The 26,030-nt window shown below is 70.6% G+C and carries 26 protein-coding genes, 1 tRNA gene and 1 riboswitch; of the genes, 10 read left to right on the forward strand and 17 right to left on the reverse strand.

All coding sequences use genetic code 11. The features are described 5' to 3' along the window. Positions 1 to 81 precede the first annotated feature (81 nt). The 4 genes from HNR15_RS14095 to HNR15_RS14110 all read right to left on the reverse strand — a co-directional run bounded on the left by HNR15_RS14095 (position 82) and on the right by HNR15_RS14110 (position 3,288). Positions 82 to 636 (reverse strand): NuoB/complex I 20 kDa subunit family protein, encoded by a 555-nt coding sequence (locus HNR15_RS14095; protein WP_179482805.1) that lies wholly within the window; start codon positions 634 to 636, stop codon positions 82 to 84. A 58-nt stretch (positions 637 to 694) separates the two neighbouring features. After that, positions 695 to 1,063, reverse strand: coding sequence for an NADH-quinone oxidoreductase subunit A (locus tag HNR15_RS14100; protein WP_179482807.1), 369 nt, complete (start codon positions 1,061 to 1,063; stop codon positions 695 to 697). 76 nt (positions 1,064 to 1,139) lie between these two features. Continuing rightward, positions 1,140 to 2,462, reverse strand: coding sequence for a geranylgeranyl reductase family protein (locus tag HNR15_RS14105; RefSeq protein ID WP_343048544.1), 1,323 nt, complete (start codon positions 2,460 to 2,462; stop codon positions 1,140 to 1,142). Between the two features lie 130 nt (positions 2,463 to 2,592). After that, a complete protein-coding gene (locus HNR15_RS14110; RefSeq protein WP_179483786.1) occupies positions 2,593 to 3,288 on the reverse strand; it encodes a demethylmenaquinone methyltransferase in 696 nt (231 codons plus the stop codon). A gap of 155 nt (positions 3,289 to 3,443) precedes the next feature. On the opposite strand from HNR15_RS14110, the gene HNR15_RS14115 reads away from it, so the two are divergent. From HNR15_RS14115 to HNR15_RS14125, 3 genes are all read left to right on the forward strand, one after another. After that, the gene (locus tag HNR15_RS14115; RefSeq protein WP_179482809.1) at positions 3,444 to 4,775 is read left to right on the forward strand and encodes a lipase family protein; all 1,332 of its coding nucleotides are present in this window, start codon (positions 3,444 to 3,446) and stop codon (positions 4,773 to 4,775) included. A gap of 98 nt (positions 4,776 to 4,873) precedes the next feature. After that, on the forward strand, positions 4,874 to 6,151 hold the full coding sequence (locus HNR15_RS14120) for an isochorismate synthase (RefSeq protein ID WP_370639680.1): 1,278 nt from the start codon (positions 4,874 to 4,876) through the stop codon (positions 6,149 to 6,151). A gap of 86 nt (positions 6,152 to 6,237) precedes the next feature. Next, positions 6,238 to 6,726 (forward strand): glutathione peroxidase, encoded by a 489-nt coding sequence (locus tag HNR15_RS14125; RefSeq protein ID WP_179482811.1) that lies wholly within the window; start codon positions 6,238 to 6,240, stop codon positions 6,724 to 6,726. A 62-nt stretch (positions 6,727 to 6,788) separates the two neighbouring features. On the opposite strand, the gene HNR15_RS14130 is transcribed toward HNR15_RS14125, so the two are convergent. Together HNR15_RS14130 and menD are read right to left on the reverse strand one after the other, a co-directional pair. After that, positions 6,789 to 7,400 carry an FMN-binding negative transcriptional regulator gene (locus HNR15_RS14130; protein ID WP_179482813.1) on the reverse strand — a complete coding sequence of 204 codons (612 nt, stop codon included), beginning with the start codon at positions 7,398 to 7,400 and terminating at the stop codon, positions 6,789 to 6,791. Next, positions 7,387 to 9,117, reverse strand: a complete 1,731-nt coding sequence (gene menD / locus HNR15_RS14135) for a 2-succinyl-5-enolpyruvyl-6-hydroxy-3-cyclohexene-1-carboxylic-acid synthase (protein ID WP_179482815.1) — start codon at positions 9,115 to 9,117, stop codon at positions 7,387 to 7,389. The genes HNR15_RS14130 and menD overlap by 14 nt, the downstream gene beginning before the upstream one ends. A 168-nt stretch (positions 9,118 to 9,285) precedes the next feature. Between menD and HNR15_RS14140 the strand changes: the two genes are divergently transcribed. Further along, positions 9,286 to 9,546: a WhiB family transcriptional regulator gene (locus HNR15_RS14140; protein WP_179482817.1), complete on the forward strand. Its 261-nt coding sequence runs from the start codon at positions 9,286 to 9,288 to the stop codon at positions 9,544 to 9,546. Positions 9,547 to 9,561: 15 nt separating this feature from the next. On the opposite strand, the gene HNR15_RS14145 is transcribed toward HNR15_RS14140, so the two are convergent. From HNR15_RS14145 to HNR15_RS14170, 6 genes are all read right to left on the reverse strand, one after another. Beyond that, a complete protein-coding gene (locus tag HNR15_RS14145) occupies positions 9,562 to 10,596 on the reverse strand; it encodes an NAD(P)/FAD-dependent oxidoreductase (protein WP_179482819.1) in 1,035 nt (344 codons plus the stop codon). Beyond that, positions 10,593 to 11,141, reverse strand: a complete 549-nt coding sequence (locus HNR15_RS14150) for an isoprenylcysteine carboxyl methyltransferase family protein (protein ID WP_179482821.1) — start codon at positions 11,139 to 11,141, stop codon at positions 10,593 to 10,595. The genes HNR15_RS14145 and HNR15_RS14150 overlap by 4 nt, the downstream gene beginning before the upstream one ends. Next, positions 11,138 to 12,235, reverse strand: coding sequence for a type III polyketide synthase (locus HNR15_RS18670; RefSeq protein WP_179482823.1), 1,098 nt, complete (start codon positions 12,233 to 12,235; stop codon positions 11,138 to 11,140). The genes HNR15_RS14150 and HNR15_RS18670 overlap by 4 nt, the downstream gene beginning before the upstream one ends. Next, positions 12,232 to 13,395, reverse strand: a complete 1,164-nt coding sequence (locus HNR15_RS14160; protein ID WP_179482825.1) for an NAD(P)/FAD-dependent oxidoreductase — start codon at positions 13,393 to 13,395, stop codon at positions 12,232 to 12,234. Before HNR15_RS14160 ends, HNR15_RS18670 begins: the two co-directional genes overlap by 4 nt. After that, on the reverse strand, positions 13,392 to 14,225 hold the full coding sequence (locus HNR15_RS14165) for a UbiA family prenyltransferase (RefSeq protein ID WP_179482827.1): 834 nt from the start codon (positions 14,223 to 14,225) through the stop codon (positions 13,392 to 13,394). Before HNR15_RS14165 ends, HNR15_RS14160 begins: the two co-directional genes overlap by 4 nt. A 166-nt stretch (positions 14,226 to 14,391) precedes the next feature. Continuing rightward, positions 14,392 to 16,278 carry an ABC transporter ATP-binding protein gene (locus HNR15_RS14170; RefSeq protein WP_246305933.1) on the reverse strand — a complete coding sequence of 629 codons (1,887 nt, stop codon included), beginning with the start codon at positions 16,276 to 16,278 and terminating at the stop codon, positions 14,392 to 14,394. A gap of 91 nt (positions 16,279 to 16,369) precedes the next feature. Between HNR15_RS14170 and HNR15_RS14175 the strand changes: the two genes are divergently transcribed. The 3 genes from HNR15_RS14175 to HNR15_RS14185 all read left to right on the forward strand — a co-directional run bounded on the left by HNR15_RS14175 (position 16,370) and on the right by HNR15_RS14185 (position 18,628). After that, a complete protein-coding gene (locus HNR15_RS14175) occupies positions 16,370 to 16,825 on the forward strand; it encodes a MarR family winged helix-turn-helix transcriptional regulator (protein WP_179482829.1) in 456 nt (151 codons plus the stop codon). 149 nt (positions 16,826 to 16,974) lie between these two features. Continuing rightward, on the forward strand, positions 16,975 to 17,781 hold the full coding sequence (locus HNR15_RS14180; RefSeq protein ID WP_179482831.1) for a hypothetical protein: 807 nt from the start codon (positions 16,975 to 16,977) through the stop codon (positions 17,779 to 17,781). A 67-nt stretch (positions 17,782 to 17,848) separates the two neighbouring features. Next, positions 17,849 to 18,628 (forward strand): hypothetical protein, encoded by a 780-nt coding sequence (locus HNR15_RS14185; protein WP_179482833.1) that lies wholly within the window; start codon positions 17,849 to 17,851, stop codon positions 18,626 to 18,628. 31 nt (positions 18,629 to 18,659) lie between these two features. Here HNR15_RS14185 and HNR15_RS14190 read toward each other — a convergent pair whose 3' ends face one another. Both HNR15_RS14190 and HNR15_RS14195 read right to left on the reverse strand, forming a co-directional pair. Next, positions 18,660 to 19,352, reverse strand: coding sequence for a response regulator (locus HNR15_RS14190; RefSeq protein WP_218883747.1), 693 nt, complete (start codon positions 19,350 to 19,352; stop codon positions 18,660 to 18,662). Then, on the reverse strand, positions 19,349 to 20,962 hold the full coding sequence (locus HNR15_RS14195; protein ID WP_218883748.1) for an ATP-binding protein: 1,614 nt from the start codon (positions 20,960 to 20,962) through the stop codon (positions 19,349 to 19,351). Before HNR15_RS14195 ends, HNR15_RS14190 begins: the two co-directional genes overlap by 4 nt. A 169-nt stretch (positions 20,963 to 21,131) precedes the next feature. Here HNR15_RS14195 and HNR15_RS14200 point away from each other — a divergent pair, with 169 nt between their 5' ends. From HNR15_RS14200 to HNR15_RS14210, 3 genes are read left to right on the forward strand one after another with little or no spacing between them, the layout of a single operon-like run. Next, a complete protein-coding gene (locus HNR15_RS14200) occupies positions 21,132 to 21,947 on the forward strand; it encodes an ABC transporter ATP-binding protein (protein ID WP_179482835.1) in 816 nt (271 codons plus the stop codon). Next, positions 21,944 to 22,816, forward strand: a complete 873-nt coding sequence (locus HNR15_RS14205; RefSeq protein ID WP_179482837.1) for an ABC transporter permease — start codon at positions 21,944 to 21,946, stop codon at positions 22,814 to 22,816. Before HNR15_RS14200 ends, HNR15_RS14205 begins: the two co-directional genes overlap by 4 nt. 48 nt (positions 22,817 to 22,864) lie before the next feature. After that, positions 22,865 to 23,974 carry an ABC transporter substrate-binding protein gene (locus tag HNR15_RS14210; protein ID WP_179482839.1) on the forward strand — a complete coding sequence of 370 codons (1,110 nt, stop codon included), beginning with the start codon at positions 22,865 to 22,867 and terminating at the stop codon, positions 23,972 to 23,974. A 70-nt stretch (positions 23,975 to 24,044) separates the two neighbouring features. On the opposite strand, the gene HNR15_RS14215 is transcribed toward HNR15_RS14210, so the two are convergent. The 3 genes from HNR15_RS14215 to HNR15_RS18675 form a co-directional block, all read right to left on the reverse strand. Then, positions 24,045 to 24,117 (reverse strand) — tRNA-Thr (locus tag HNR15_RS14215). A 47-nt stretch (positions 24,118 to 24,164) separates the two neighbouring features. Continuing rightward, on the reverse strand, positions 24,165 to 24,803 hold the full coding sequence (locus tag HNR15_RS14220; RefSeq protein ID WP_179482841.1) for a prepilin peptidase: 639 nt from the start codon (positions 24,801 to 24,803) through the stop codon (positions 24,165 to 24,167). Positions 24,804 to 25,124: 321 nt separating this feature from the next. Next, positions 25,125 to 25,784, reverse strand: a complete 660-nt coding sequence (locus HNR15_RS18675) for a transglycosylase family protein (RefSeq protein ID WP_281373890.1) — start codon at positions 25,782 to 25,784, stop codon at positions 25,125 to 25,127. Between the two features lie 77 nt (positions 25,785 to 25,861). Then, positions 25,862 to 26,005, reverse strand: a riboswitch (cyclic di-AMP (ydaO/yuaA leader). Between the last annotated feature and the right edge of the window lie 25 nt (positions 26,006 to 26,030).

The raw sequence follows: 26,030 nt of genomic DNA on the forward strand, positions 1-26,030 counted from the left end.
CCGTACCCCCTGGGCGCGATTCCGCGCTCACTCCATTCGCGCCTTCCAGCGCGGCGAACCCGGCGTACCCGCTCGCTGTCATCACGCCAATAGCCCCTTCATCGCGTGCGTGGGCGTCGCCTCGAGCGCTGCGGCCTCCGCGGCGCGGGCGGCAGCGACCCGGTTGACACCGAACTTCATGCCCTGGATCTGCTTGTGCAGCTCCAGGATCGCGTTGAGCAGCATCTGCGGGCGGGGCGGACAGCCCGGCAGGAAGATGTCGACCGGAATGATGTGGTCCACACCCTGCACGATCGCGTAGTTGTTGAACATGCCGCCAGAGCTCGCGCAGACACCCATCGAGATGACCCACTTGGGCTCGGGCATCTGGTCGTAGACCTGGCGCACGACCGGCGCCATCTTCTGGCTCACCCGGCCCGCCACGATCATCAGGTCGGCCTGGCGCGGGGTGGCGCTGAAACGCTCCATCCCGAAACGCGCGATGTCGTAGTCGGGGGTGCCGACCGCCATCATCTCGATCGCGCAGCAGGCGAGGCCGAAGGTCGCCGGCCACACCGAGCCCTTGCGCATATAGCCCGCCACCTGCTCGACCGTGCTGAGCAGGAATCCGGCCGGGAGCTTCTCTTCGATACCCATGTTCACACTTCGATTCGCATTGTCGTGCCCGACATTTCATGCATGTGTTGTGCCGCGCTCAATCCCATTCCAAGCCACCCCGGCGCCACACGTACGCGTAGGCCACGAAGACGGTGATCACGAAGAGCACCATCTCGACCAGCGCGAACAGACCCATCCGGTCGAAGTTCACCGCGAACGGGTAGAGGAAGACGCTCTCGATGTCGAAGACGATGAAGAGCATCGCGGTCAGGTAGTACTTGATCGGCACCCGGCCGCCGCCATCGGCGTGCGGGCTCGGCTGGATGCCGCACTCGTACGCGTCGGCCTTGGCGCGGTTGTAGCGCTTGGGTCCCGCGAGTCCCGCGGCGCCGAGCACGGAGAAGACCGCGAAGCCGGTGCCGAGGGCGGCGAAGATCAGCAGCGGGTAGTAGGAGTAGTGGTTCATACGGGCTCCTTCACCAAGTCCCGGGCCAGCCCGAGGTTACGACCGATCCACCCGACGACGGGCGCACTGGGGTCCATCATGCCGCCGGTGTCATCCGGGACAGCAGGGCGAGGGCCCTGTCGTCGATCCGGCCACCCGTGGTGTCCCCCAGGTTGGCCATCACCTTCAGCAGGAACTGCATCATCGTCTTGCGCGGCAGGCCGTACTTGACCGCCAGTCGCATGACGTCGGGGTTGCCGATCATCTTGGCGAACATCCGGCCCAGCGTGTAGTAGCCGCCGAGCGCGTCGCGCATCACCTGCGGGTAGCTGAGGAGCACGCGCTCGCGACTCGCGTCGTCGGTGCGGGCGAACGCCTGGGCGACCACCTCGGCCGCGAGACGGGCCGATTCCATCGCGTACGCGATGCCCTCACCGTTGAACGGGTTGACCATCCCGCCGGCGTCGCCGACCAGCAGCAGCCCGTCGGCGTAGTGCGGCTGGCGGTTGAAGCCCATCGGCAGCGCGGCGCCCTTGATGGGGCCGGTGATGGTCTCCTCGTTGTAGGTCCACTCCTCCGGCATGGTGGCGACCCACTGCCGCATGACCTCTTTGTAGTCGGTCTTGCCGAACGCGGAGGAGGTGTTGAGAATGCCGAGGCCGACGTTGGAGGTGCCGTCGCCGACGCCGAAGATCCAGCCGTAACCGGGCAGCAGCACGCGCTTGCCCTGCGCGTCCTTGGACCACAGCTCCAGCCAGGACTCCAGGTAGTCGTCGTCGTGCCGGGGGCTGGTGTAGTACGCGCGGACGGCCACGCCCATCGGGCGGTCCTCGCGCTTCTCGCGGCCCATCGCCAGCGAGAGGCGGCTGGAGTTGCCGTCCGCGGCGATGACCAGCGGAGCGCGGTAGCTCATGGTGGCTCCCGTGGCGCGCCCGTCGACGCCCATCTCCTTGGCCTCGACCCCGACGATGTGCCCGTTCGCGCCACGGACCGGCGCCACGACGTTCACGCCCTGCCGCAGCTGTGCGCCCTGCTTGACCGCGTGCCGGGCCAGGATGTCGTCGAAGTCCTGGCGGGTGCGCACGAGGCCGTACGGCGGGAAGCTGGCGTTGTCCGGCCAGTCCAGCTGCAGTCGCATGCCGCCGCCGATGATCCGCAGGCCCTTGTTCTTGATCCAGCCGTCGTCCTCGGGCATCGGGATGCCCAGGCTGACCAGCTCCCGGACCGCGCGCGGAGTGAGCCCGTCGCCGCAGACCTTCTCCCGCGGGAAGTGCGTCTTCTCCAGCAGCAGGACGTCGAGCCCGGCCATCGCGAGGTAGGCGGCGACCGACGATCCACCCGGACCGGCGCCGACGACGATGACATCGGCGGTTTCCGGAGCGGACGTGGTGAGCGCGCCGCCCGACAGTGACTGGCTCACGGGGCGTCCTTGGGAGGTCTTGTGACAGTTTTCACGAGCGTCTGAACTCTACGACCGCGTCGTTCGTTCGCGAACTGAGGGCCCCCTAAGAACCACCTGAGGACGGCGCTCACCGGAGTCCACGACCCGGTCAGGGCGCCTTGTGCCCGCGGTGCATCGCGACGATGCCGCCGCTGGAGTTGCGCCACTCGACGCTGGACCAGCCCGCGTCCTGCAACAGGCCGGCCAGTCCCCCCTGGTCCGGCCAGGACTGGATCGACTCGGCCAGATAGACGTACGACTCGGCGTTCGACCCCACGCGGCGGGCGATCTTGGGCAGCGCCTGCATCAGGTACTCCGAGTAGACCTTGCGGAAGACCGGGTTGGTCGGCATGGAGAACTCGCACACGACCAGGCGCCCGCCCGGCTTGGTCACCCGCAGGAACTCCCCCAGCGCGACGACCGGGTCGGAGACGTTGCGCAGGCCGAAGGACATCGTGACCGCGTCGAAGACGGCGTCCGCGAAGGGCAGCCGCATGGCATCCGCGGCGGCGAACGCGAGTCCGGGATAGGTGCGTACCCCCTGGCGCAGCATGCCGAGCGAGAAGTCGGCCGGCACGACGTGGGCGCCGCGGTTCTGGAAGGGCAGGCTGCTCGTGCCCGTTCCGGCGGCGATGTCGAGCACGGTCTCGCCCGGCTGCGGATCGACCGAGGCCAGGACGACCTTGCGCCAGCGCCGGTCCTGTCCCAGCGACAGCACGTCGTTGGTCAGGTCGTAGCGCTTGGCGACGTCGTCGAACATCCGGGCGACGTCGGCCGGCTGCTTGTCCAAGCTGGCGCGATTCATGCCCGCATCCTTCCGCACGCCGCTGACCGGCTCGTCGTCCGTACCGCCGAAGCGGTCCAGGAACGGCACCCCACGACGTTACCGACGGGTAGCACCTCTACTTACTCTGCGGTAACCTCGGGCGCATCGTGTGACCCCGATCACCTGGAGCGTTCATGAAGACCCGCCGTCCGACCCGAGCAACCCTCGCCACCCTCGTGGCCGCAGCAGCCGTCGCGGGAGGGGCCGGCGTGAGCATGCCGAGCGCTCACGCCAGCGGCACCGACGCGTTCTACAGCTACGACGGCAGCGCGCCGTTGTCGTCGTACGCACCGGGAACCGTGCTCAAGACGCGGACCCTCCCCTACCACGTGGCGGGCATTCCCACCCCCGTCAAGGCCGTGCAACTGCTCTACCGCACCACGGACGCCCAGGGCCGCCCCGTCGCCAACGTGACCTCCGTGCTCGAGCCCAACGTCACCGCGAACCCGGACAAGGTCGTGTCCTACCAGTCGTTCTATGACTCGCTCAACCCCGAGGACTCGCCCTCGCGCTCCATCGCGGGCGACGTCTCCCTGGGGGGCGCGATCAACGACGCCGAGGCGCTCTTCATAGCCCCGGAGCTGCTCCAGGGGTACCCGGTGATCGTGGCCGACACCCAGGGCCAGAAGGCCGACTTCGCGGCCGGCCCCGAGTACGGCACCAACACCCTGGACTCCATCCGGGCGGTCACGGCCTCCTCGGCGACCGGTGTCTCCCCGTCGGCCGAGGTCGGGCTGCTGGGCTACTCCGGCGGCGCGATCGCCACCAACTGGGCGGCGGCGCTCGCACCCAGCTACGCCCCCGACGTCAACAAGAACCTCATCGGCGCCACCGAGGGCGGCCTGCTGGTCGACCCGGCGCACAACCTCGGATACGTCAGCGGCAGCTCCATCTGGGCCGGCATCGCCCCGATGGCCCTGATCGGCGTCGCCCGGGCGTACAACCTGAACCTGCAGCCCTACCTCAGTGCCTACGGCGCCTCGCTCTTCACGAAGCTGCAGAACGCGTCGATCGCGAACGTGCTCGGGCAGTACCCCGGCCTCACCTACCGGCAGCTGGTCAAGCCGCAGTACGCCGACCCGAACTCGATCCCCGCGTTCGTCACCGCGGTCAACAAGCTCAACCTGGGCTCGCGGCCCACGCCGACCGTCCCGCTGTCGATCTCGCAGGGCGAGGGCGGCTGGGCCGAAGGCACCTCCGGTGACAAGCCCGGGATCGGCAAGGGCGACGGCGTGATGATCGCCGGCGACGTGCGCACCCTCGCGCGCCAGTACTGCTCGACCGGCAACAGCTCGGTGCAGTGGACGCCGTACCCCCTGACCAGCCACATCCCGACGGCGGCGCTCTGGGCACCGACCGCGCTGGCGTGGCTGGATGCCCGGTTCGCCGGACTGAAGGCTCCGAGCAGCTGCGGTTCGATCCCCACCGGCAACCCGCTCACCCCGCAGGCCCCGACCGCGGGTTGATCCACGATCGAGGAGGGCGGGCCCGCGGCGACCGCCGCTGGCCCGCTCGTCGTCGGTGCCTGAAGGCGGCGCATCCGGCCGGGCTAGGGTGATCGGTCGTGACGTCGCTCGTGGCCGCTGGACCCCTCGGCATTCCCGACCTGGTGGTCCGCACCACCCGCATCCCTGACCCCGGTGACCTGGCCCGCCTGATCCCCGACGGCGTGCCGTCCGGCGATGTCGTGAGCTGGATCCGCAGTGGAGACGGGCTGGTCGGCTGGGGCCGCGCCGCGCAGATCGACACCAGCGGGACGCAGCGCTTCCGGGACGCGGCCGACTGGTGGCAGGAGGTCACCACCAGTGCGATCTGCCGCTCCGAGGTCGACCTGCCCGGAGCGGGCCTGGTGGCGTTCGGGTCGTTCGCCTTCGCACCCGACTCCCCGTCCGGCGGGTCGCTCATCGTGCCCTCGACCGTGGTCGGACGGCGCGGCGGCATCGCGTGGGTCACCCGGATCAGCGACCGTCTCGAACCCAACCCGGCACCCGACGTGGCCCCCGCACCGATCGGACCGGGTGCGGCCCGGTTCGCCGACGGCGCCCTGAGCGGCGAGCAGTGGACGCAGGCGGTCGCGCACGCCGTACGCGGGATTCTCGCCGGCGAGGTCGACAAGGTCGTGATGGCCCGCGACGTCATCGCGCAGACCGAGGCGCCGATCGACCCGCGGTGGCTGATCGGCCGGCTGGCGGCCCGCTACGCGAACACCTGGAGCTTCGCCGTCGACGGTCTCATCGGCGCCACCCCGGAGATGCTCGTACGCCGCGAGAAGGGCCTGGTCACCTCACGGGTCCTGGCCGGCACCATCCAGCGCACCGGTGACGACACGCACGACCTGGCGCTCGCCGGCTCGCTCGCGCGCTCCTCGAAGGACCTCGAGGAGCACGAGTACGCCGTGCGGTCGGTCGCCGACGCCCTACGCCCGCACTGCTCCTCGATGAACGTGCCCGAGTCGCCGTTCGTGCTGCACCTGCCCAACGTCATGCACCTGGCGACCGACGTGGTCGGGGTGCTGGCGGACTACACCACCTCGCTCACGCTGGCCGAGTCGCTGCACCCGTCGGCCGCGGTCTGCGGCACACCCACCGACGCCGCCGCGGCGGTGATCGCTTCGCTGGAGCACCTCGACCGCGGCCGCTACGCCGGCCCGGTCGGATGGCTCGACGCGAGCGGCGACGGCGAGTGGGGCATCGCCCTGCGCAGCGGACAGCTCGACCCGGACGATCCCACCCGGATGCGGCTCTACGCGGGCTGCGGGATCGTGGCGGGCTCCGAGCCGGACGCCGAGTTGGCCGAGTCCGAATCCAAGCTGCTGCCGATGCGCGAGGCTCTCGCGGACTGACCCGGTCCCCCGCCCGCGGCATCCGGGATCGTCCCCGCACCGAACGTCGTACAAGCCCCTGTACTCCCCTCACGAAGGACGCCTCGATGACCACACTGCACGACTTCACCGCCGACACCCTCGCCGGTCAGGAGCAGCCCCTGTCGCTCTACGACGGCAAGGTGGCGCTGGTGGTCAACACCGCGAGCAAGTGCGGTTTCACACCGCAGTTCGAGGGACTGGAGACGCTGTGGCGGCGGTTCGGCAGCGAGGGTCTGGTCGTGCTGGGATTCCCGTGCAACCAGTTCAACTCCCAGGATCCCGGTGACGCTGCGCAGATCGGCGAGTTCTGCCAGGCCAACTACGGCGTGAGCTTCCCGATGTTCGACAAGATCGAGGTCAACGGCGACGGCGCGCACCCGCTCTACCAGTGGCTGCGCAAGCAGAAGGGCGGCCTGCTCGGCAGCCGCATCAAGTGGAACTTCACCAAGTTCCTGGTGGGTCGCGACGGCCAGGTCATCAAGCGCTACGGCCCCACCACCAAGCCCGCCGACATCGCCTCGGACATCGAAGCGGCGCTGGCCGCCCCCGCCTGACCCCCTCGGTTGTCAGCGTCGTCGTGGCGCCGACACCAGAGATCCGCTGACAACCGCTGCTCTCACAGGCGGCCGCGGCGTACGCGGTCGGCTGACTCCTCGTCGCCCTCGCCCGCCAGCCCTTCGAGCACGCCGGCGCGGTCGGCGGCGTCCTTGTCCTGGCTCCACTTGGCCCGCGCCTGCACCGACTTCACCGCGATCTCGATGCCGACGATGGCGCGCAGCCGCCCGTCGACCCACTTCGCCGGGGCGTCGTCGACCGCCCAGGGCCGCTCGCGCGGCGACTCGTGCGCCTGCGTGAGCCGGGTGACCATGTCGAGGGTCCAGGCGGCGTCGTCGTGCAGTTGCACGGTGCCGCGCAACTGCACGGCGGAGTAGTTCCAGGTCGGCACCACGCGGCCGTGCTCGCGCTTGGACGCGTACCAGCTCGGCGTGATGTAGCGGTGCGGCCCCTGCACGACCAGCAGCGCCTGCGATCCGTCGACCACCCGTGACCACTGTTCGCCGGCCCGGGCGAGGTGCGCGAGCACCCGGTCGCCCTCCCACAGCACCGGCACGAAGGTCGCGTCGGGCGTGCCATCGGCGCCCACCGTGATCAGCGTGCCGGCAGCGGCGGCTGCCACGAAGTCGCGCGCTTCCTGCTCGTCGACCCGGTTGTGTTCAGGGGAGTACATCGGCTGCCACCTCGAAGAGCCGCTCCTGCAGGGCACGTTGCTGCGCACGATCGAAGTGCACCTCGACGACGCGAATCCCTGCGCCGGGGTTGCCGATCCGCGCAGCGAGGCCGTCGGCATCGTCGACCAGCTCCCACGGCACGCCGTACGCCGCGCAGAGCGTCGCGATCGACACCCCCGTAGGCGTGCCGAAGACCCGTTCGTACGACGCGTCGACACCGGCGAGGGAGTCGCCGGAGGCGCCGGCACCCGGCTCCAGCGTGCCGAAGATGCCCCCGCCGTCGTCGTTGAGCACCACGATCGTCAGGTCCGGTCGCGGCTCGCCGCGGCCGATGAGCAGCCCGTTGGCGTCGTGGGCGAAGGTCAGGTCGCCGAGCACGGCGTACGACGGTCGGCCGCCGCGGGTGAGTGCGAATCCGATGGCGCTGGAGACCGATCCGTCGATTCCGGCGAGGCCGCGGTTGGCGACGGACACCACGTCGCGGGCCACCTGGCGGGAGTCTCGGGCCAGGTCCAGGTAGCGGGCCGCGCTCGAGGACCCGACGAAGAGCCCGGACCCCTCCGGCAGGGCGTGGGCGATCACGCGTGCCGCCGCCAGACCGCTCGGCCACGACCGGTCGATGACCGGTCCCGCTTCGGTGGCGAGCCGTTCGCCGGCCGACATCCAGGCGTCGGCCCACACCCGGTCGGCGCAACCGGCGACCGACCCATGACCGGCGTCCAGTGCTCCCCACCCGTGCACGCGACGCGCGGCGTGCGACGGGTCGGCCCACACCCCGCCGGGTGCGACCACCTCCACCTCGACGTCCGGGTGGCGCAGCAACTGGGCGACGGCGCGGTCCAGGGTCACGCGACCGCCGACCAGGACGCGATCGGGCAGATGCGCTCGCACCCAGTCCGTGGCCTGCAACAGCAGCGGTCCGTGCGGCAGGGTCCGCGGGCTGTCGAAGGTGCCGAACGGCTCTGCCAGCAGCGGCCATCCGGCCGATTCGGCGAACCGGGTGAAGCGTGCGGCCTGCGCGGGATCGGGGAGGTCGCCGAGCACCGCCAACGTGCGCGGCACCGCCGCGATCGTGTCGCCGCCGTCGGGGGTCGCCGGGGTCGTCACGGACCACGGCGCGCCGCCGGGACGGCCCTCCAGGGAGTCGATCCACTCACTGCCGCCGGTGGGGACCAGCGGTGCCCGGAGCGGCACGTTGAGATGCACAGGCCCGGCGTCCCCGGACGGAAGGCCGCGAGACATGGCAACTGCGCGTGAGGTGACGGATCGCCAGAGATCGCCCTGCCCGGGTCGTTCGTCGGGCGTCCCCAGGTCGTGGAACCAGCGTGTCGCGCCACCGAAGATGTGCACCTGATCGGTGGTCTGGTTGGCGCCGGTGCCGCGCAGCTCGGGCGGCCGGTCCGCCGACAGGATCAGCATCGGCACCTGGGCGTGCGAGGCCTCGAGCACCGCGGGATGCAGGTTGGCCACGGCCGTGCCGCTGGTGACGACGACGGGCACGGGCACGCGGGTGGTCTTGGCCAGGCCGAGCGCCAGGAACGCCGCCGTCCGCTCGTCGACCCGCACGTGCAGCCGCAGCCGTCCGGCACGGTCGGCCTCCTGCAGCGCGTACGCCAGCGGTGCGGAGCGCGACCCTGGCGACAGGACGGCGTCGCGGATCCCGTGGCGGACCAGCTCATCGACCAGGGTGCTCGCGAACGCGGCCGTGGGATTCACCCCGTCATGATCCCCCACGCGCCCGCCCGAACCCGCCCTCCCCCGAACGATCCGCCCACCGGCGCGAATCCGATGCCCGCCCCGTGATTCAACCCGGCCCGTGCCGGGTACACGCACGGCGTGCGCCGGGGCTCGAACCCGGCGGCACCCGCGGAGGGAGTTGGACCCATGCGTAGCGACTCGATCGAGGCAGAAGGCGCACGACGGCGACTGCACGACGCCTTGCGCGCCGTCCGGAGCGCGGATCGGCAGGTGCCGTGCGAAGTCACGCCGCAGCTGTGGACGAGCAACATCCGCTCCGAACGCGAGGCCGCGGGCTACCGCTGCCGGTCCTGCCCGGTGCGGGTGCAGTGCGTGGAGGCCAGCGAGTTCGAGCGGGTCGGCGTCTGGGGCGGAAAGGTGCGCGCGGCCGGTTCCCTGGAGTGGTGAGCAGGGCTCCAGCGGTCAGGACGGGGAGCCCGCCAGGGCGTTGACGGCGGCGTCGAACAGCCACGGCGCGCGCCGTGCGGCGGGCACGATCGTGCGGCGTACGACGCCCACCCGGGTTGCTCGCAACAGGCCGGCGGTGAGCGCCTGGTAGCGCCAACTCGCGATACGCCAGGTGCGTTCGTAGTCCTGCGATCGCCCGGCGGCGACGGCCTCGACCGCCGCCTTCGCGTGCGCCATCCCGAGGGCGATGCCCTCCCCGGTCAGCGCGTCGATGTAGCCCGAAGCGTCCCCGACCAGCAGCACCCGCCCCGCGACCCGTGCCGTGCTGCGCTGCCGCAGCGGACCGGCGCCGCTGATCTTGTCGTGCGTGACGGTGGCCACCCGCTCGGCGATCTGCGGGAACTGAGCCAGATGATCGGCGTACGGGCCGCGCTCCGAGGTGAGCACGGCGACGCCGACGACATCGTCCGCGACGGGCGTGATGTAGGCCTCGCACCGCGGCGACCAGTGCACCTCCACGAACGAGCTCCACGGCGCCATCTCGAAGTGGGTGCGCAACCCGAACCGCACCGGGCCGCGCGCCTGCCGGTCCAGGCCCAGCGACCGCCGGATGCCGGAGTGCAGTCCGTCCGCTGCGATCAGATGCCCGAACGGCACACCGTCGACCAGCACCTGCCGGTCGTCCTGGCGGATGTCTTTGACGGCGCGCTGCTCGACCGGCACGCCCGCGGCCTCGACGGCCGAGCGCAGGGCGTCGTGCAAGGTCGTGCGACGCACCCCGCGCCCGCTGCCGGCGGCGAACGAGGCCTGCGCCTCGGACCCGCCTGCGATGTAGCGGATGCCCGTCAGGTCGTGCCCCAGGGGATCGACGCCGAGGTCGAGCAGCGCGGCGAGTGCGGCCGGCATCAGGCCCTCGCCGCACGCCTTCTCGATGCTGCCCGCGCGCGGCTCCCAGATGGTGACGTCGAGACCGGCGCGGGCGGCGTACAGAGCCGTGGCCAGACCCGTGGGACCGCCACCCGCGACCAGGAGGTCTCTGCGATCGCTCATGGGCTCGTCACGGGAACCGATGCGGGAGAGGGAAGCTGGGCCAGTGCTGCATTCTCGCAGCGGATGCGGACGGTGAGCAGCCACGCGTTGAGGACGGTGAAGGCGACGGCGGTGATCCAGGCGGCGTGCACCAGCGGCAGCGCGATGCCCTCCGCGACGACCGCCACGTAGTTGGGGTGGGTGAAGAAGCGGTACGGCCCGGCCGTGACCGGTGCCAGACCGGGCACGATGATCACCCGGGTGTTCCAGCGATGCCCCAGGGTCGTGATGCACCACCAGCGCAGGCCCTGGGAGGCCAGCAGCACCAGCACCATGAGCACGGCGAACCAGGCGTCGACGTGCGGACGTCGCACCCACACCTCGATGAGCGCGCCGGCCAGCAGACCGGTGTGCAGCACGACCATCGGCGGATAGTGCCGCGCACCGAACTCGCGTCCGTCACGGGCCATCGACCAGGCCTCGTTGCGCTTGGACACCACGAGCTCGGCCACGCGCTCCAAGCCGACGAGCAGCACCAGGACGGTGTAGGCGATCTCGCTGCTCATGCCGCGATCTCCGGCGCCTGCAGCAGCACCAGCTCGGAGCAGAACCCCGGGCCCATCGCGATCATCAGCCCGTAGCTGCCCGGCTCCGGCGGACGGTCGGCGAGCGTGTCGGTCAGCACGTGCAACACCGAGACCGACGACATGTTGCCGACTCGCGACAGCGAATCCCAGGTGACGGCAAGCGCATCCGCGGACACACCCAGCGTGTCCTGCATGGCTTCGAGCACCTTCGGTCCGCCGGGGTGCGCGACGTACCAGCCGATGTCGGCGCGGGTCAGGCCGTGGTCGGCGACGAACGCGTCGACGTCGTCGCCGAGATAGGTGCGCACCACGTCGGGCACGGCCGCGTCGAGCACGATGCGCAGCCCGGAGCTGGTGACGTCGAAGCCCATGGTGCGCTCGGAGTCGGGGTAGAGATGGCTGCGGGTGGCGAGGATGCGCGGCTGCACGGGCTCGCGGGTGATCCGGTCGGCGAGCGATGCGGCGCGGTGGGTGCCGGCCGCGACCACGGCGCCCGCGCCGTCACCGAAGAGGCCGCTGGCGACCAGGTTCGGCAGCGACCGGTCGGTGCGCTGCAGCGTCAGCGAGCACAGCTCGACGGCCACGAGGACCCCGACGGCGTCCGGCCGTCCGCGCAGGTAGTCGTCCAGCCGCGCCACGCCCGCGGCCCCGGCCACGCAGCCCAGGCCGACCAGCGGCACCCGCACGACGTCCGGGCGCAGCCCGATGGTCGCCGCGATCCGGGCGTCCAGCGAGGGCACCGCCAGCCCGGTGACCGTCGCGGAGATGATCACGTCGACGTCGCTGGGCTCGAGACCCGCAGCCTTCAACGCGTCGAGCACGGCCTGCGACCCCAGCTCGACGGCGACCCGGATGAAGGTGTCGTTGGCCGCGCCGAAGTCCGCCAGCCCGGCGTACTCCTCCAACGGGACGGCCGTATGCCGATACGCGACACCGGCATTGCCGTGGAAGCGGCGCACGAGACGCTCGTCGGTGCCCGGCACCATCGACTCCAGGAACGTGTCGGTGATGTGCTGCTGGGGGTAGCGGTGGGGTGGCAGCGCACCCCGTGAGCTCAGTATCTGCACCGTCATCCGATGTGCTCCGTCCGCTGGGTGGCCGTTCCGAGGAGGTGGCGAGCAAGGCGCCGCAGGACCACCGGGGTGATCCTGCCGTTCGCCAGTCCGAGGTCGACGAGGTCGTCGAAGACGCGTTGATCCGACTGCGCGGCCCGGACCCCGGCGTCCAGCAGTCGACCGCTACGACACAGTCTCGCGGCCAGGGCGCTGTGCCGCAGGTGCGGTCCCAGCTCGGTCCGCACGCGGCGGGTGTAGTCGCGGCCGAAGAGGTGCAGGTCACCGGTGTCGAGGGCCGCCGCGGCGGCGCGACCGGCGAGCAGACCGGTCAGCACGGCGTAGTAGATGCCTTCTCCGGTCATCGGATTCACCATCCCGGCGGCGTCGCCTGTCAGGGCCACCCGGCCGCTGGCGACCCGGGCGCCCCACCCCGACAACGGCAGGTGGGCGCCCTTCCACTGCGTGCCGTCCGCGGTCGAGCCGGGCAACAACTGCTCGATCTGCGCGAGCAGTTGCGGCCGCGAGAGCCGCGGCGCACCGGGTGCCTGCACCTCGCCGTACCCGACGTTCGCGAGGCCGTCGCCGCGGTCGAAGGACCACGCGTACGACGGCTGGCGCGAGGTGCCGAAGACCATCGCCTGGGTGCCGACGCGGCGGTCGGTGGTCGGCGCGTAGCCCCGCAGCGCGAACGCCGTCGGCCCCGGCGGCAGCCCGATCGCCCGGCGGACGACGGAGTGCGCGCCGTCGGCGCCGACCGCGAGCGGCGCACTGAAGCGGTCGTCGACCCGCACGTCGTCGGCGCCGACCGTCACCTGGGACACGCGGTGCGTGTGCGGTTGCGCACCGGCGCGCACGGCGGCCTGGTGCAGCCGTTCGTCGAAGACGGCCCGCGGAATCACCCAGGTGGACCGGACCATCGTGCGCTCGACGACCCGCTCCCCGCGTCGCATGGACAGGCGGTCGACCGGGGCCCAACCGTCGGCGACCCCGGGCACGCCGGCGTCCGTCAGAAGGTCGAACACCTCGGGTGCGATCCCGTCTCCGCAGGTCTTGTCGCGCGGGAAGTCGGCCCGGTCGAGCAGGGCGACGGACATCCCGGGTCTGGCCTGCAGCGCACCGAGCGCGACCGCCGCGCCGGCAGGACCGCCGCCCACGACGACCAGGTCGTGGCTGGTCATCGGGCGCCCGACACCAGCAGGCCGGCGTCGATCAGGGCGATGGCGACCGCGGCCCGGAACGGAGTACGGCCGGTCCCTCGCAACGCCACTGCGCCGAGGGCGCCGTTGGCGGCAAGTGCCGACCACGCGACGGGAGAGGGAGTTGCGTTGGGGCCCAGCACGATCGCCACCGAGGCGAGACCGAGCAGGCCGGTCGCCAGCTGTCGTCCGCGCTCCGCGCCCAGCCGGTGCGGCAGACCGTGGACACCGGTGGCGTCGTCCTGCGCGAGATCCGGCAGGGCGTTGAGGATGTGAGCGCACACCCCGAGAGCAGCTGCCGGCGCCGTGATCCATGCGGGCGAGCGACGCCGGTCGCCACCGGCCTGACTCACCACGGAGGGCAGCGCTCCGAACGCGACGGCGTACGGCGCCCACGACCAGGCGGTGCTCTTCAGCCCCAGGTTGTAGGCATGGGCCGGGCCGACCCCGAGCGCGAGATGGGTCAGGGCACTGCGTCGGCCGAGGCTCGCTGAGGCGGCGACGCATCCGAGGAGGGCGGTCGCCAACGCTCCTGCGACCACGGGCGCCCCGACCTCGCCGGTCGCCAGTGGTTTGTCGGCGCGCGCGACGGCGCGGTCACGTGCGGCGTCGACCAGGTCGTTGCCCCAGCCGATCGACAGCTGGCCCAGGAAGACGGCCGCGGTGCTCGCGGCGATCTCGCGCGGACGCAGCCGGGCCGATGAGCCGAGCAGCGCGGTCAGGGTGGTGACGGCGAGGCCGGGTCCGAGGTGGGCGGCACGCAGCAGGGGCAGCACAGTGTCTGGGGGTGTGACCCGAGACCGAACCGCCATCTGTGCGTCCTTCCTGTCCGCAGGTGTTCACAGTAAGCCGCGAGCCCCCGGCATCTCGCACGGCCGCCCGACTCCCGGCATCGGTCGTCTCGCCGACGGCCTGCAGATGCAGTACCCGCCCCGTGCTTCGCATAACGGACCGGGGACCTGCTTTGTCCCGCGGCGGTCAGCCCGCCGCGTCGATGAGGTCGTCCCTCGCCTGCTCGCCGGCCTCGGCGTCACGGACCAGCTCGGCGTACCGTCCGCCCTCGGCGAGCAGCTCCTCGTGCCTGCCGCGCTGCACGATCCGGCCGTGGTCCAGCACCACGATCTGGTCCGCGTGCCGCACGGTCGACAGCCGGTGGGCGATTGTCAGGGTCGTCCGTCCGACGCTCAGCTCGTCGAGAGCCTCCTGCACGGCTCGTTCGGTCGTGTTGTCCAAGGCGCTCGTGGCCTCGTCGAGCACCAGGATCGGCGGATTGCGAAGGATGGTGCGTGCCAGCGCGATCCGCTGTTTCTCTCCGCCGGAGAAGCGGTATCCCCGAGCGCCCACCACCGTGTCGTACCCGTCGGGAAGTGCTGCGATCAGCTCGTGCACCTGCGCGGCCCGGGCCGCCCGGACGAGGTCGGCGTCGGTGGCGTCGGGCTTGGCGTAGCGCAGGTTGTCCGCGATCGAGGCATGCAACAGATAGGTGTCCTGCGAGACCACACCGACGGCGGAGGCGACGGCCGCGAGCGGCAGATCGCGTACGTCGTACCCGTCGATGAGCACGCGCCCGACGCTCGGGTCGTAGAGGCGCGAGACGAGCGCGGCAAGCGTGGACTTGCCGGAGCCGGTGCTGCCGACGACGGCCACTCGCGCACCGGCGGGCAACTGCAGGTCGATTTCCTGCAGTGCATCCTCGGACGAGCCGGGGTAACGGAAGCCGACCCCCTCGAACCGCACCTCGCCGCTCAGGGTCGACGCATGCATCGCGGCCGGCACGACCGGGTCGTCGATCTCGACGGGCGCGTCGAGGAACTCGAAGACCCTGCTGAAGAGCGCCATCGAGGTGGTGACCTGGATGCCCACGTTGAGCACACCCATCACCGGGCGGAAGAGCGAGGTCTGCAGCGCGGTGAAGGCGACGAGCGTGCCGATCGTCATCCCGCGGCCGGTGGCCGGCAGACCCGCGGCCAGATAGATGAACGCCGGGATCGCGGAGAAGATCAGTGCCATCGAGCCCATCCGCCAGCGGCCGGCCATCTGGGACTGCAGCTCCTGCTCGGTCAGCTCCTGCGAGATCTGGGTGAACCGTCGCGACAGCATCGGGCCGGAGCCCAGGGTCTTGGCCAGCTGTACGCCGGAGATCGACAGCGACTCCTCGATCTGGGTCTGCATGTCGGCCAGTGAGCGCTGCGCGCGGGTCTGGATCGACCGGCGCAGCCGGGCGACGCGGCGGGTCAGGTAGATCGCCGGGGGCAGGATCACCAGGCTGATCAGGGACAGGCGCCACGACAGGGCGACCATCGCGACGGCGACACCGACGGTGGTCGTGACGTTGGTGGCGATCGAGGTGGCGGTATCGGTGACGACCGACTGCATCGCGTTGACGTCGTTGGTGATCCGCGACTGCAGCTCCCCACCGCGGGTGCGGGTGAAGAAGCCCAGCGGCAGCCGTTGCAGGTGGGTGAAGAGCCGGGTCCGCAGGGTGTGCATCACCTGCTGGCCGATACGAGTGGACACGTACGTCTGCACCACCCCGAGCAGCTGGGTCACCGCGGTGATCCCCAGCATCGCCCCGACGAGCAGGACGAGCAGCCGCACGTTCTGCTGCGGGATCGCAGTGTCGATCAGGGCGCGCAGGATGAACGGCCCGGCCAGTCCGAGCAGCGCGCTGATCACGATGATCGAGGTGACGCCGAGCAGGGGACGGCGGTACGGCGCGAAGAGGCCGAGCACCCTGCGGGCGCCGACCGGGTAGTCCTGCAACTGCGCGGTGTCGGCGGCGCTGACCTGCAGGGACGCGCGCTGGCCGGGTCCGGGGCGACCGGTCATGCCGGTGCGGGTACGAGCTGTGGTGGGTGTCGTCATACGACCCTCCTTCCGATGGGGAGGCGACTCGTCCTATTGCTGAGGTTACCTCACAATGAAGTAACAACAGCATTCGGCGTAGCATTCCCGGATGACGACGGACGCGGCGGGACTCGGGGAACTGGTGCTGCGCACCGCCCGCGTGCTGCGACGGGCGCACAGGGAGGCGCTCGGTCCGTACGGTCTCTCACCCCACCAGTCCCGCGCGATGGGCGTCATCGTGCGGTCGGGCACGGAGGACGGCGAGGGCCTGCGCCTGTCCGACCTGGCGGCACAACTCGGCATCGCGCCTCGGTCGGCGACCGACGTGGTGGATGCCCTGGAGGAGCACGGCCTCGTCGAACGCAGCCCGAGCGCGCAGGACCGCCGTGCCGTCGACATCCGCCTCACGCCCGCCGGCAGGGCCTTGCGCCGCACGCTCGACCGCGCCCGCACGACGGTCAGCGACGAGCACTTCGCGTCGCTGACGGCGCCGGAGCGCGCCACTCTGGCCCGGTTGCTGCAGGCCGCGCTCGACGACACCGCCCGGCGCGACGCGGACGCCTGACGGCCCGTCGTACGGCGGATCGACCCCACCTGCGGGATGACGCCGAGCGTGTCGCGCTGTTCAGCCCCCACCACGCCACCGGGAGCCCTACGATCTGGCTCACGCCGGCGCTCACAGGGGGCGAAGCCGACAAGAGAGCCGAGTCACCCATGATCCGTCGCATCGCCATCGCCACCGTTCCAGCCATCGCGGCGCTGGGTGTCTCCCTCGCCGCTCCTGCGGGCGCTGCCGGGGCGCGTCCTTCCGTGCCGAGTCCTTCGGTCCGGTCACACCTGCACAGCCACAAGGCGTCCGGTCAATCCCCGTACGGCACCTGCCGCCTCGTCGTCCCCGCCACCGCGCGCGTCGTGCGGCCGGGTACCGCGGTGCCCGTCCGGGTCACCGGCGGGTGCGCCCTGCACGCCGACTCCAGCACGCTTGCAGGCTGGTATGTCGGCGCGTCCGACAACCCGAGCGACTACATCTTCTTCGACTTCTCCAACCGGGCCACCTGGGAGCTGTACTCCTTCACGCCGCTCGGCACTCGCACCTGGCGGGGCGACGGGGCCCTCGACGCCGACGCCGCGTCCGCGCCCGGCGAGGGGTCCGACCCGACCTCGGGGGGCAGCTCCGGCGACGACGCGGGCTACGCGCAGAACGCTCCCCGTACGACGGTCAAGGTCGGGTCCTGGGCCGGGCTGTCGACGAGCCGCAAGGGCAACACGGTGACGCTGCGCACCCGAGTGATCCGCTACTCCACCGGCCGCGACGAGAACATCCCCTGGGCCGGCCAGGTCGGCGTCATCCAGTACCGCGCGTCCGGTGCGACGAAGTGGACCGCGTTGAAGAATGTCCGGAGCAACGCGGCCGGCGTCGCGTCGTACTCCTACGCCTCGTCGGCCCCCCGCGACTATCGCGTGGTGTACGGCGAGGCGCAGTACGTGTGGGGCACCACCAGTCCCACCTCGCACCGGTGACGACCATCTCGGTCGTCCACAGCCGTCACCCGGGCCCCGCGGCCCACTACCCAGGAGGAACACATCGATGAAGAAGGCATGGGGAGCGGCCCTCGCCGTCGTGGCGGCCGGCAGTGCGCTCACCGGGTGGGGAGGCTCACCGGTCCGTGCGTCGGCGGCCACCGAGAAGAACTCGGTCTACTACCACGGCACGACCCGAGAGGCTCAGTTCACCAGCCGCGCCACCTGTGACGCGCACGCCCGGGCCGAAGTGAAGCTCGTGCAGGCCCACCCATCGCAGGCCGTGGTGATCCCCGCGGCGTCCGCACCCGGCGTCACCGGGCCGGAGCTGCGCACGTCGTGCTATCCCGTTGCCTCCGGACACTGGTCCTACCTCATCGCCTACTTCGCCAAGAACGGGGTGCCGCTCTCGAAGTACGACCACTATGTGAACCTCGACAACCGCTTCGACCCCGGCTTCCCGCAGGACGACGAACGCGTCTACCTCTACGAGCACACGGCCATCCACCCTGCCGCGTACTGGAGCGTCGCGACGTGCAACAAGTACGCGAACGGCACGGCGTCGACTGTGCGCTCGCGCGCGTCGCTGCGGCTGCTCTTCGCGCAAGAATGCTCCTCCGGGCATGGCGTCGTGGGGTACAGCGTCTTCTACTCCGCCCCCGCGCTGGGGATGGCCGCCGTCCGCGGTGACACCGTCCAACTGGTCGGCACCACCGTCAACAATTCGTTCGCCATGATGGACGCCCTCGGTTACGACTACACCTACCTGTCCGGTCCGATCGGGCTCGTCTCGGCCTCGACACATCAGGCCGCTCTGCGCGCCCGGCTGCAGACCGCGCGCGGCTGACCTCGACCCGGCGGCCACGTCGCCGGGTCGCTCAGGCGCGCGGGTGGTAGCGATGCTCGGGCCTGCCGGCGGCGCCGTACTTCAGTCGTAGCTGCACGAGACCCTGCTGTTCGAGGTAGTTGAGGTAGCGCTGGGCCGTGGCGCGACTGATCCCGACCTCGCCCGCGACCTCGGCGGCCGACACGTCACCGGTCGTGGACCGGACGACGTTGCGGACCAGCTCCAGCGTCGGCGCGGAGTGTCCCTTCGCGGGGCGGGGCATCGGCGAGGGCGTCGCGCGGAGCATCCCGAACAGTTCGTCGACCTCGGACTGCGCCGGCTCGCCCGGCAGACCGGCGAGGCGGTGACGCAGCTGCCGGTACGCCGTGAGCCGCTCGATCAGCAGACTGAAGTCGAACGGCTTCACCAGATAGTGCACCGCTCCCAGCTGCATCGCCGCCCGGACGGAGGCGATCTCGCGCGCCGCGGTGATGACGATGACGGCGGGAGGATCGGGCTCGTCGAGCAGGGTACGCAGCACGTCCAACCCGTTCCCGTCGGGCAGGTAGACATCCATGAGCACCAGATCCGGGCGCAGTGTCCGGACCTGGTCCACCGCCTGCGCGGCGGTGTGCGCCTTTCCGACGACCTGATACCCCGGGACGCGCTGGACGAGGGCGCCGTGGATGTCGGCGACACGGAAGTCGTCGTCGACGATGACCACACCGAGCACGTCCTCGCTCATTCGGGCGCACCGCTGCCGATGGGCACGGACGGGGAAGCGATCGGCAGCCGCACGGTGAAGCGGGCGCCGGGGCCACCGGAGACGACGGTCGAACCGCCCAGCTTGGTCACGAGCCGTTCGACCAGCGCGAGGCCGAGCCCGCGGGGACGGGCGCCGGCCTGCTCGTTGGTGCTGTAGCCGTCACGGAAGATCATCCGCTCGCTCCCGGCGGGGATGCCGGGACCGTTGTCGGCGACGGTGATCGTCACCTCGCTCTCGTCCTCGACGATCGCGACCACCACTCTGCGCGGCGCGGGCACCGTGCCGAGCGCGGCGAACGCGTTGTCGATCAGGTTGCCGAGGATGCTGGTGAGCGCCTGCACCTTGTCGGGCGATTCGCCGAGCCAGGTCTCCGGGGCGATCACCAGCTCGATGCCGCGCTCGCTGGCCTCCGCCGCCTTTCCCAGGAGGAGTCCGACGACCTGCGGCGCCTCGATGTGCGTGCGCAGCGTGTTGTCGAACTCCGCCCCGGTCCCCTGGATCTGCAGGACGTAGTCGAGCGCCTCGTCGGAGTACCCCAGCTGCAGCAGTCCGGCGACGGCGTGCAGCCGGTTCGCGAACTCGTGTTGCTGAGCGCGCAGGGAGTCGGTCAGGCCGCGCTCACCGTCCAGCTCGCTGCGCAGGCCGGCCACCTCGGTGCGATCTCGCAGCGTCACGATCGAGCCGTGCGGGCGCCCGGCCACCGTGACGGGCATCCGGTTGATCACCAGGATCACGTCGTCGGTGAGGACGATGTCGTCCCCTTTGGTGTCCCTCCCGGCGAGCGCATCACGCAGGCGCCCCTCGGGCAGTACGTCGTTGAGGTGCTCCCCCACCGCGCTCACCTGGACGCCCAGCAACCGCTGCGCCTCGTCGTTCACGACGCTGACGCGGTCACGCCGGTCGAAGGCGATGACGCCTTCGCGCACACCGTGCAGCATGCCCTCGCGCTCCTGCAGCAGCTGGGAGATCTCGTCGAGTTCCAGCCCGAACGTCCGGCGTTTGAGGTGCGCCGCGAGACCGAATGACGCGATCGTGCCGAAGGCGAGCGCGATTGCGAACCACGTTGCGTACGAGGGGAGTTCCTGACGCAGCGCACTCGAGACCGAGCTCTCCCTGATGCCCACGGACACCTCGCCGACCATCCGGCCGTCGAGCCCGTAGAGCGGCGCTTTGCCGTTCGCCGAACGGCCCGTGCTCCCGTTGTCCGCACCCAGATGGACACGGCCGTCCGACGTGACGATCGGCTCCGTCACCGGCTGTCCGATCAGCGCCGGATCCGGATGTGAGTGACGCACCCGATGCATGTCGATGACCACGACGTACGACGCGTGGGTCTCGCGGCCGATGGACATCGCGATCGTCTGGATCGTCGTGGCACAGCCCGGCGCGTCGTGCTCCATGCAGCTGCGGATCGACGGCACCCCCGACACCGTGGAGGCGATCGAGGCCGCGCGCGCCTCGTACTCCCTGTCGAGGTGGCCGCGCTCCACGTGTGCGAACAGCACGAAGCCGACCCCGATGGTCGCAGCCAGGATGACCAGCTGAGCCATCAGGATCTGGCTGGAGAGCCTGCGCATCCGGGACCGCACGCCGTCATTGTGACCTCGGTCACGCCCCGCGACAAGCTGGGTGCGCACAATGCGCAAAACCCTTGAATACGAAGGTTTATAGGGGATTCGACCACAACCGTGACCTGGCTCACACCGCCTCCGTACGTTCTGCCCAGCACCTCCACCGGCAGAACGAAAGGAGCCGCCCATGACAGCCGACGACGCGGCGCGTATCGAGATCTCAGGTCTGACCAAACGCTTCCTCACCCCCAAGGGCGAGGCCTTCACCGCCATCCACGACGTCAGCCTCGTGATCGAACCGGGGCAGTTCTGCGCGATCGTCGGCCCGACGGGGTGCGGCAAGTCGACCACGTTGGGCCAGGTCTCCGGACTCGAGCGCCCGAGCGCGGGGACGGTCAAGGTCGGCGGCAAGGTCGTGAACGGCGTGACCCAGGGCGTCAGCTTCATGTTCCAGGCCGACGCGCTCTTCCCGTGGAAGACGGTGCTCGCCAACGTGATGACCGGGCCCACCCTGCGCGGGATGGGCAAGAAGGAGGCCGTCTCGCTCGCCCGCGACTGGCTGCGACGGGTGGGACTGTCCGGTTTCGAGGACCGCTACCCCCATCAGCTCTCCGGCGGCATGCGCAAGCGGGTCGGGATGGCCGCGGCCCTGATCAACGAGCCGAAGATCCTGCTGATGGACGAGCCGTTCGGTGCGCTGGACGTGCAGACCAAAGCCATCATGCAGACCGAACTGCTCGGGCTGTGGGAGCAGTCGCGTCCCTCGGTGCTTTTCATCACCCACGATCTGGACGAGGCCGTCGCCCTGTCCGATCGGGTCCTGATCATGACCAGCAGCCCGGGGTCCATCAAGCAGTCGTTCGACATCGATCTACCCCGCCCGCGGGGGGACGTGCAGACCATCCGCCATGAGCGGCGATTCCTCGAACTGCAGGACCGCATCTGGTCGTCACTGAAGGACGAGGTCCAGCGGGCCTACGCCCAGACGGCAGGTGCGGCATGAGTTCGACGATCCCCGGGCGGACCGGGCTGGTCGAGACCGAATCCGACGTGCAGGTGACCTCGCTGCGGGCCCGACGCCGTCGTACGCGGAAGCTCTGGATCGCACGAATCCTGGTGCCGGTCATCGTGATCGGCGGATGGCAACTGCTCACCTCCGTCGGTTGGCTCGACAAGTTCTTCTTCGGTCAGCCGACCGGCATCTGGCACAGCCTGGTGCACCTGTTCACGAAGGGCACCGCGTTCGGCACCATCTGGTTGAACCTGTGGATCACCATCTCCGAAGCGCTCTACGGCTTCCTCCTGGGCACCGTGACGGGGATCGTGGTCGGTCTCATCCTCGGCCAGAACAGGTTCCTCGCCGACGTGCTCGGTCCGTACATCAAGGTGCTGAACTCCATCCCCCGGATCATCCTGGGCTCGATCTTCATCGTGGCGTTCGGCCTGGGGACCTTCCCCAAGGTGCTGCTGGCATCGGTGCTCGTGTTCTTCATCGTCTTCTTCAACGCCTTCCAGGGCGTGCGCGAGGTGGATCAGAACCTCATCGCGAACATCCGGGTGCTCGGGGCATCGCCGTTGCAGGTCGCCCGGCACGTCACGATCCCGTCGGCGCTGACCTGGATCATCGCGAGCCTGCACACCGCATTCGGCTTCGCCATCATCGGCGCTCTCGTGGCCGAGGTGCTCGGCGCGCAGCACGGGATCGGCCTGATCATCAGCCAGGCGCAGGGCAACTTCGACCCGGACACCGTCTTCGCCTCCATGGCGATCATGGCCGTCGTCACGCTCACCGCGGAGTACCTCATCACCCTCCTGGAACGGCGCGTCCTGTCGTGGCGGCCGCCGAGCCGATGGGAGATCCAGGCCATCTGAGCGCACCCTCACATCTCCCCGCAGTCCCCCACGAAAGGAACCCATTCCATGTACAAGTCCGCGATCGCGATCGCCGCTGCCGGGGCGCTCGCCCTGGGCGTCACTGCCTGCGGTAGCTCCAGCTCAGGTGCCGGCAGCGCCTCCGGCTCGACGTCGGCCGGCGGCTCGAACGGCGGCTCGATGCCCACCGTCAAGCTGATGGTCGGCGGCATCGACAAGCAGATATACCTGCCCTACCAGCTCGCCCAGAGTCTCGGCTTCTACAAGAAGTACGGCGTGAAGGTGGAGCTGTCGACGGAGACCAACGGCGGGGTCGGCGCCGAAGAGGCGATGGCCTCGGGCCAGGTCGACATGGCCGGCGCGTGGTACATCCACACGATCGACTTCCAGGCCAAGGGCAAGGACGTCATCGACGTCGTCCAGCTGTCCGGCGCACCCGGGGAGCGTGAGATGTGCGGCAACTCCAGCGGCGTTCACAGCGCCGCCGACTTCAAGGGCAAGACGCTGGGTGTCACCGACCTCGGGTCGGGCACCGACGAACTCACCCAGTTCCTCGCCGCTCAGAAGGGCGTCAAGCACAGCGATTACCACACGCTCGCGGTCGGGGCCGGGACCACTGCCATCGCCGCCATCCAGCGCAAGTCGGCGCAGTGCGTGATGACGACCCAGCCCACCGTCGGAGCGTTGGAATCCAAGAAGCTGGGCTACTCCGCGCTCGACCTCGCGACGACGGCCGGCGCCACCCAGGCGCTCGGCGGCGCCTGGCCGGCGGCCGGCGTACTGGCTCAGTCGAGCTGGGTGAAATCCCACCAGGCCGCCACCCAGGATGTGGTGGATGCTCTCGTGGCGACGATGCACTGGATCAACACCCACTCGGCGGCCGACATCGCGAACGCACTGCCCGCGGACTTCGTCTCCAATGCCACCATCACCAAGGCGCAGTACATCGCGGGCCTGACCACCGACAAGGGCCAGTTCCTCCCTGACGGCATCATGCCCGCCGGCGGCCCGAAGACGGTCTACGCCATGGAGAAGCAACTCGGTGTCGACGTCGCGAAGGTCTCGCTGGCCGGCACCTTCACCAACACGTACGCGATGAAGGCGAACAAGCTGGAGGGCACCAAGGTGACCACCACCCCGGCCGGCGCCACCGGCTGACCAGGAACGCACGAGGGGCTCGGGTCGCGGCCGCGACCCGAGCCCCTCGTGGCGTCTTCGGTAGAACGGGAGCCGGAGACAGGAGTCGAACCTGCGACATCCTCATTACAAGTGAGGCGCTCTACCAACTGAGCTACACCGGCGCGGACCCGCGATACCGCGCGGACCGGCACCGATCGTACCGGCGGCCTCAGGTGGCGGTGAGCAGCGCTCCCAGCGCACCCAGCAGCAGCGACGGGCCGAGCGCGACGTGGGTATGCCGGGTGGCCCGGCGCGTGAGCACCATCACGAGCGAGACGACCCCGCCGATCACGAAACCGCCTGCCAGTCCTTGGATCAGCACCGGGTAACCCCACCATCCGAGTGGCAGTCCGAGCAGGGCGGCCAGCTTCACGTCGCCCAGGCCGAGACCGCCGGGCACCGCCAGCGCGAGCAGCAGGAAGACCAGCCCGGCGAGCCCCCCACACAGCAGCGAACGCGGCAGTCGGTGCACGTCCGAGTCCAGCGCGAGCAGCAGGGCGATCGCCGGGATGGCCGGCAGGGTGAGTCGGTCGGGCAGCCGATGGACGTCCAGATCGATCGCGGCCAACGGCAGCGCGACGGCGATCAGCACGACGTACGCCGACACCAGGCCCCAGCGGTGCAGGTCTGCCAAGTGCCACACCGCACCGGCGGCCGCGAGTGCCGCGACAGGCACGAGCCACCTGCGGGCGGGCAGCGGTGCGCTCTCGTCGGGCAACCGGTAGCGCCCCGTCGCGAGCGAACGCCGCAGCCACTCCCCGTACGCCGCGCCGACGGCGGCAGCGAGGAGGACGGCGACCGCGATCATCGCGTCAGTCTGATGGAGCGAGCGCCCGCGCGTGCGCAGTCTGTGGACAACGGTCGATGCTCACAAGGGACCACGCGGCGCCCTTGAGCCGGGTCACCACCGTTCGCGCCGCGCGCAACGGACAGGGCGGTGCCCTTGTGACGGCCGAGCCCCACGCGCACGCCGCGTTTCGGGGCGAGCGGGCCACGACGGGCCCACACCCCTTGCCGCACCCCGCATTTCGGACTGAGCGGGCCGAAACGTGAGCAACGTCCGTGAAACACACCGCACGACGACGAACCGCCCGCCCCTGCAACAGGGACGGGCGGTTCGAGTGGTCGGTCAGACCAGCACGTACGCGTTCAAGAAGGTCTGCAGGCCGCGGACGGTGCGCGTGTTCATGTACGACGCGCCATCGCGGCTGATGCCGATCTTGGTCTGCAGGGCGGCGACCGTCTTGGGGCCGATGTCGCCGTCGGGGGTCGTGCCGACCTTGCGCTGCAGGGCGGTGCGGGTGGAGTAGGACATCGTGCCGGTCTGCGACACCCCGACCCACTGCTGCACCGCCCTGATGGTGAGCGGACCGAAGGAGCCGTCGACGGCGAGCTTGCGGACGGTGCCGCGGGAGGGGGGCGGCTGAGGAGTGGGGTTGCCGCTCCCGGGGTCGACCACCACGGCAAGACCGTTGGCGCGGGTGAGCCCGGCGCGCACGCTGCACACCGGCCAGGCGCCGGGGCCCTGAGCGCGCAGCACCGCCTGCGCGATGTAGATCTGCTGGTCGCGGGTGGCCAGGTTGGCGGTGGCGCCGTACTTCGAGCCGCCGAAACCGGTCCAGGTGCTGGCCGAGAACTGCAACCCGCCGTAGTACCCGTTGCCGGTGTTGATCGCCCAGTTGTTGCTGCTCTCGCAGGTCGCGACGCGGTCCCAGACGTTGTACGGGGACTCCGCGTGGGCGGCGCCGGCGGTGGCCAGGCCGGCGCCGACGGTGGCGGCAGAGGCCATCATGACTCCAGCGGTGCGTCGTCCGGTGATGGACGACGGTCTGGCGACAGCGTGTTTCGGTGCGTAACGCAAGAGCGTTCCTTCCTGACGAACGCCTGCGGGGTGAGCTGTCGGGTTCGGGCTGTCAGGTGCCCGGCCGGCGTACCGGCTTCACCCCTAGGCAGACACGTACGGCGTCCGCCGTTGTTGGGTCCCCCGTCCTCGGCCGGCGTCCTCGGGAGTGAGGGGCCGGTGCGTCCGATGAGG

This window comes from Allobranchiibius huperziae (genome assembly GCF_013410455.1).
GTDB lineage: Bacteria > Actinomycetota > Actinomycetes > Actinomycetales > Dermatophilaceae > Allobranchiibius > Allobranchiibius huperziae.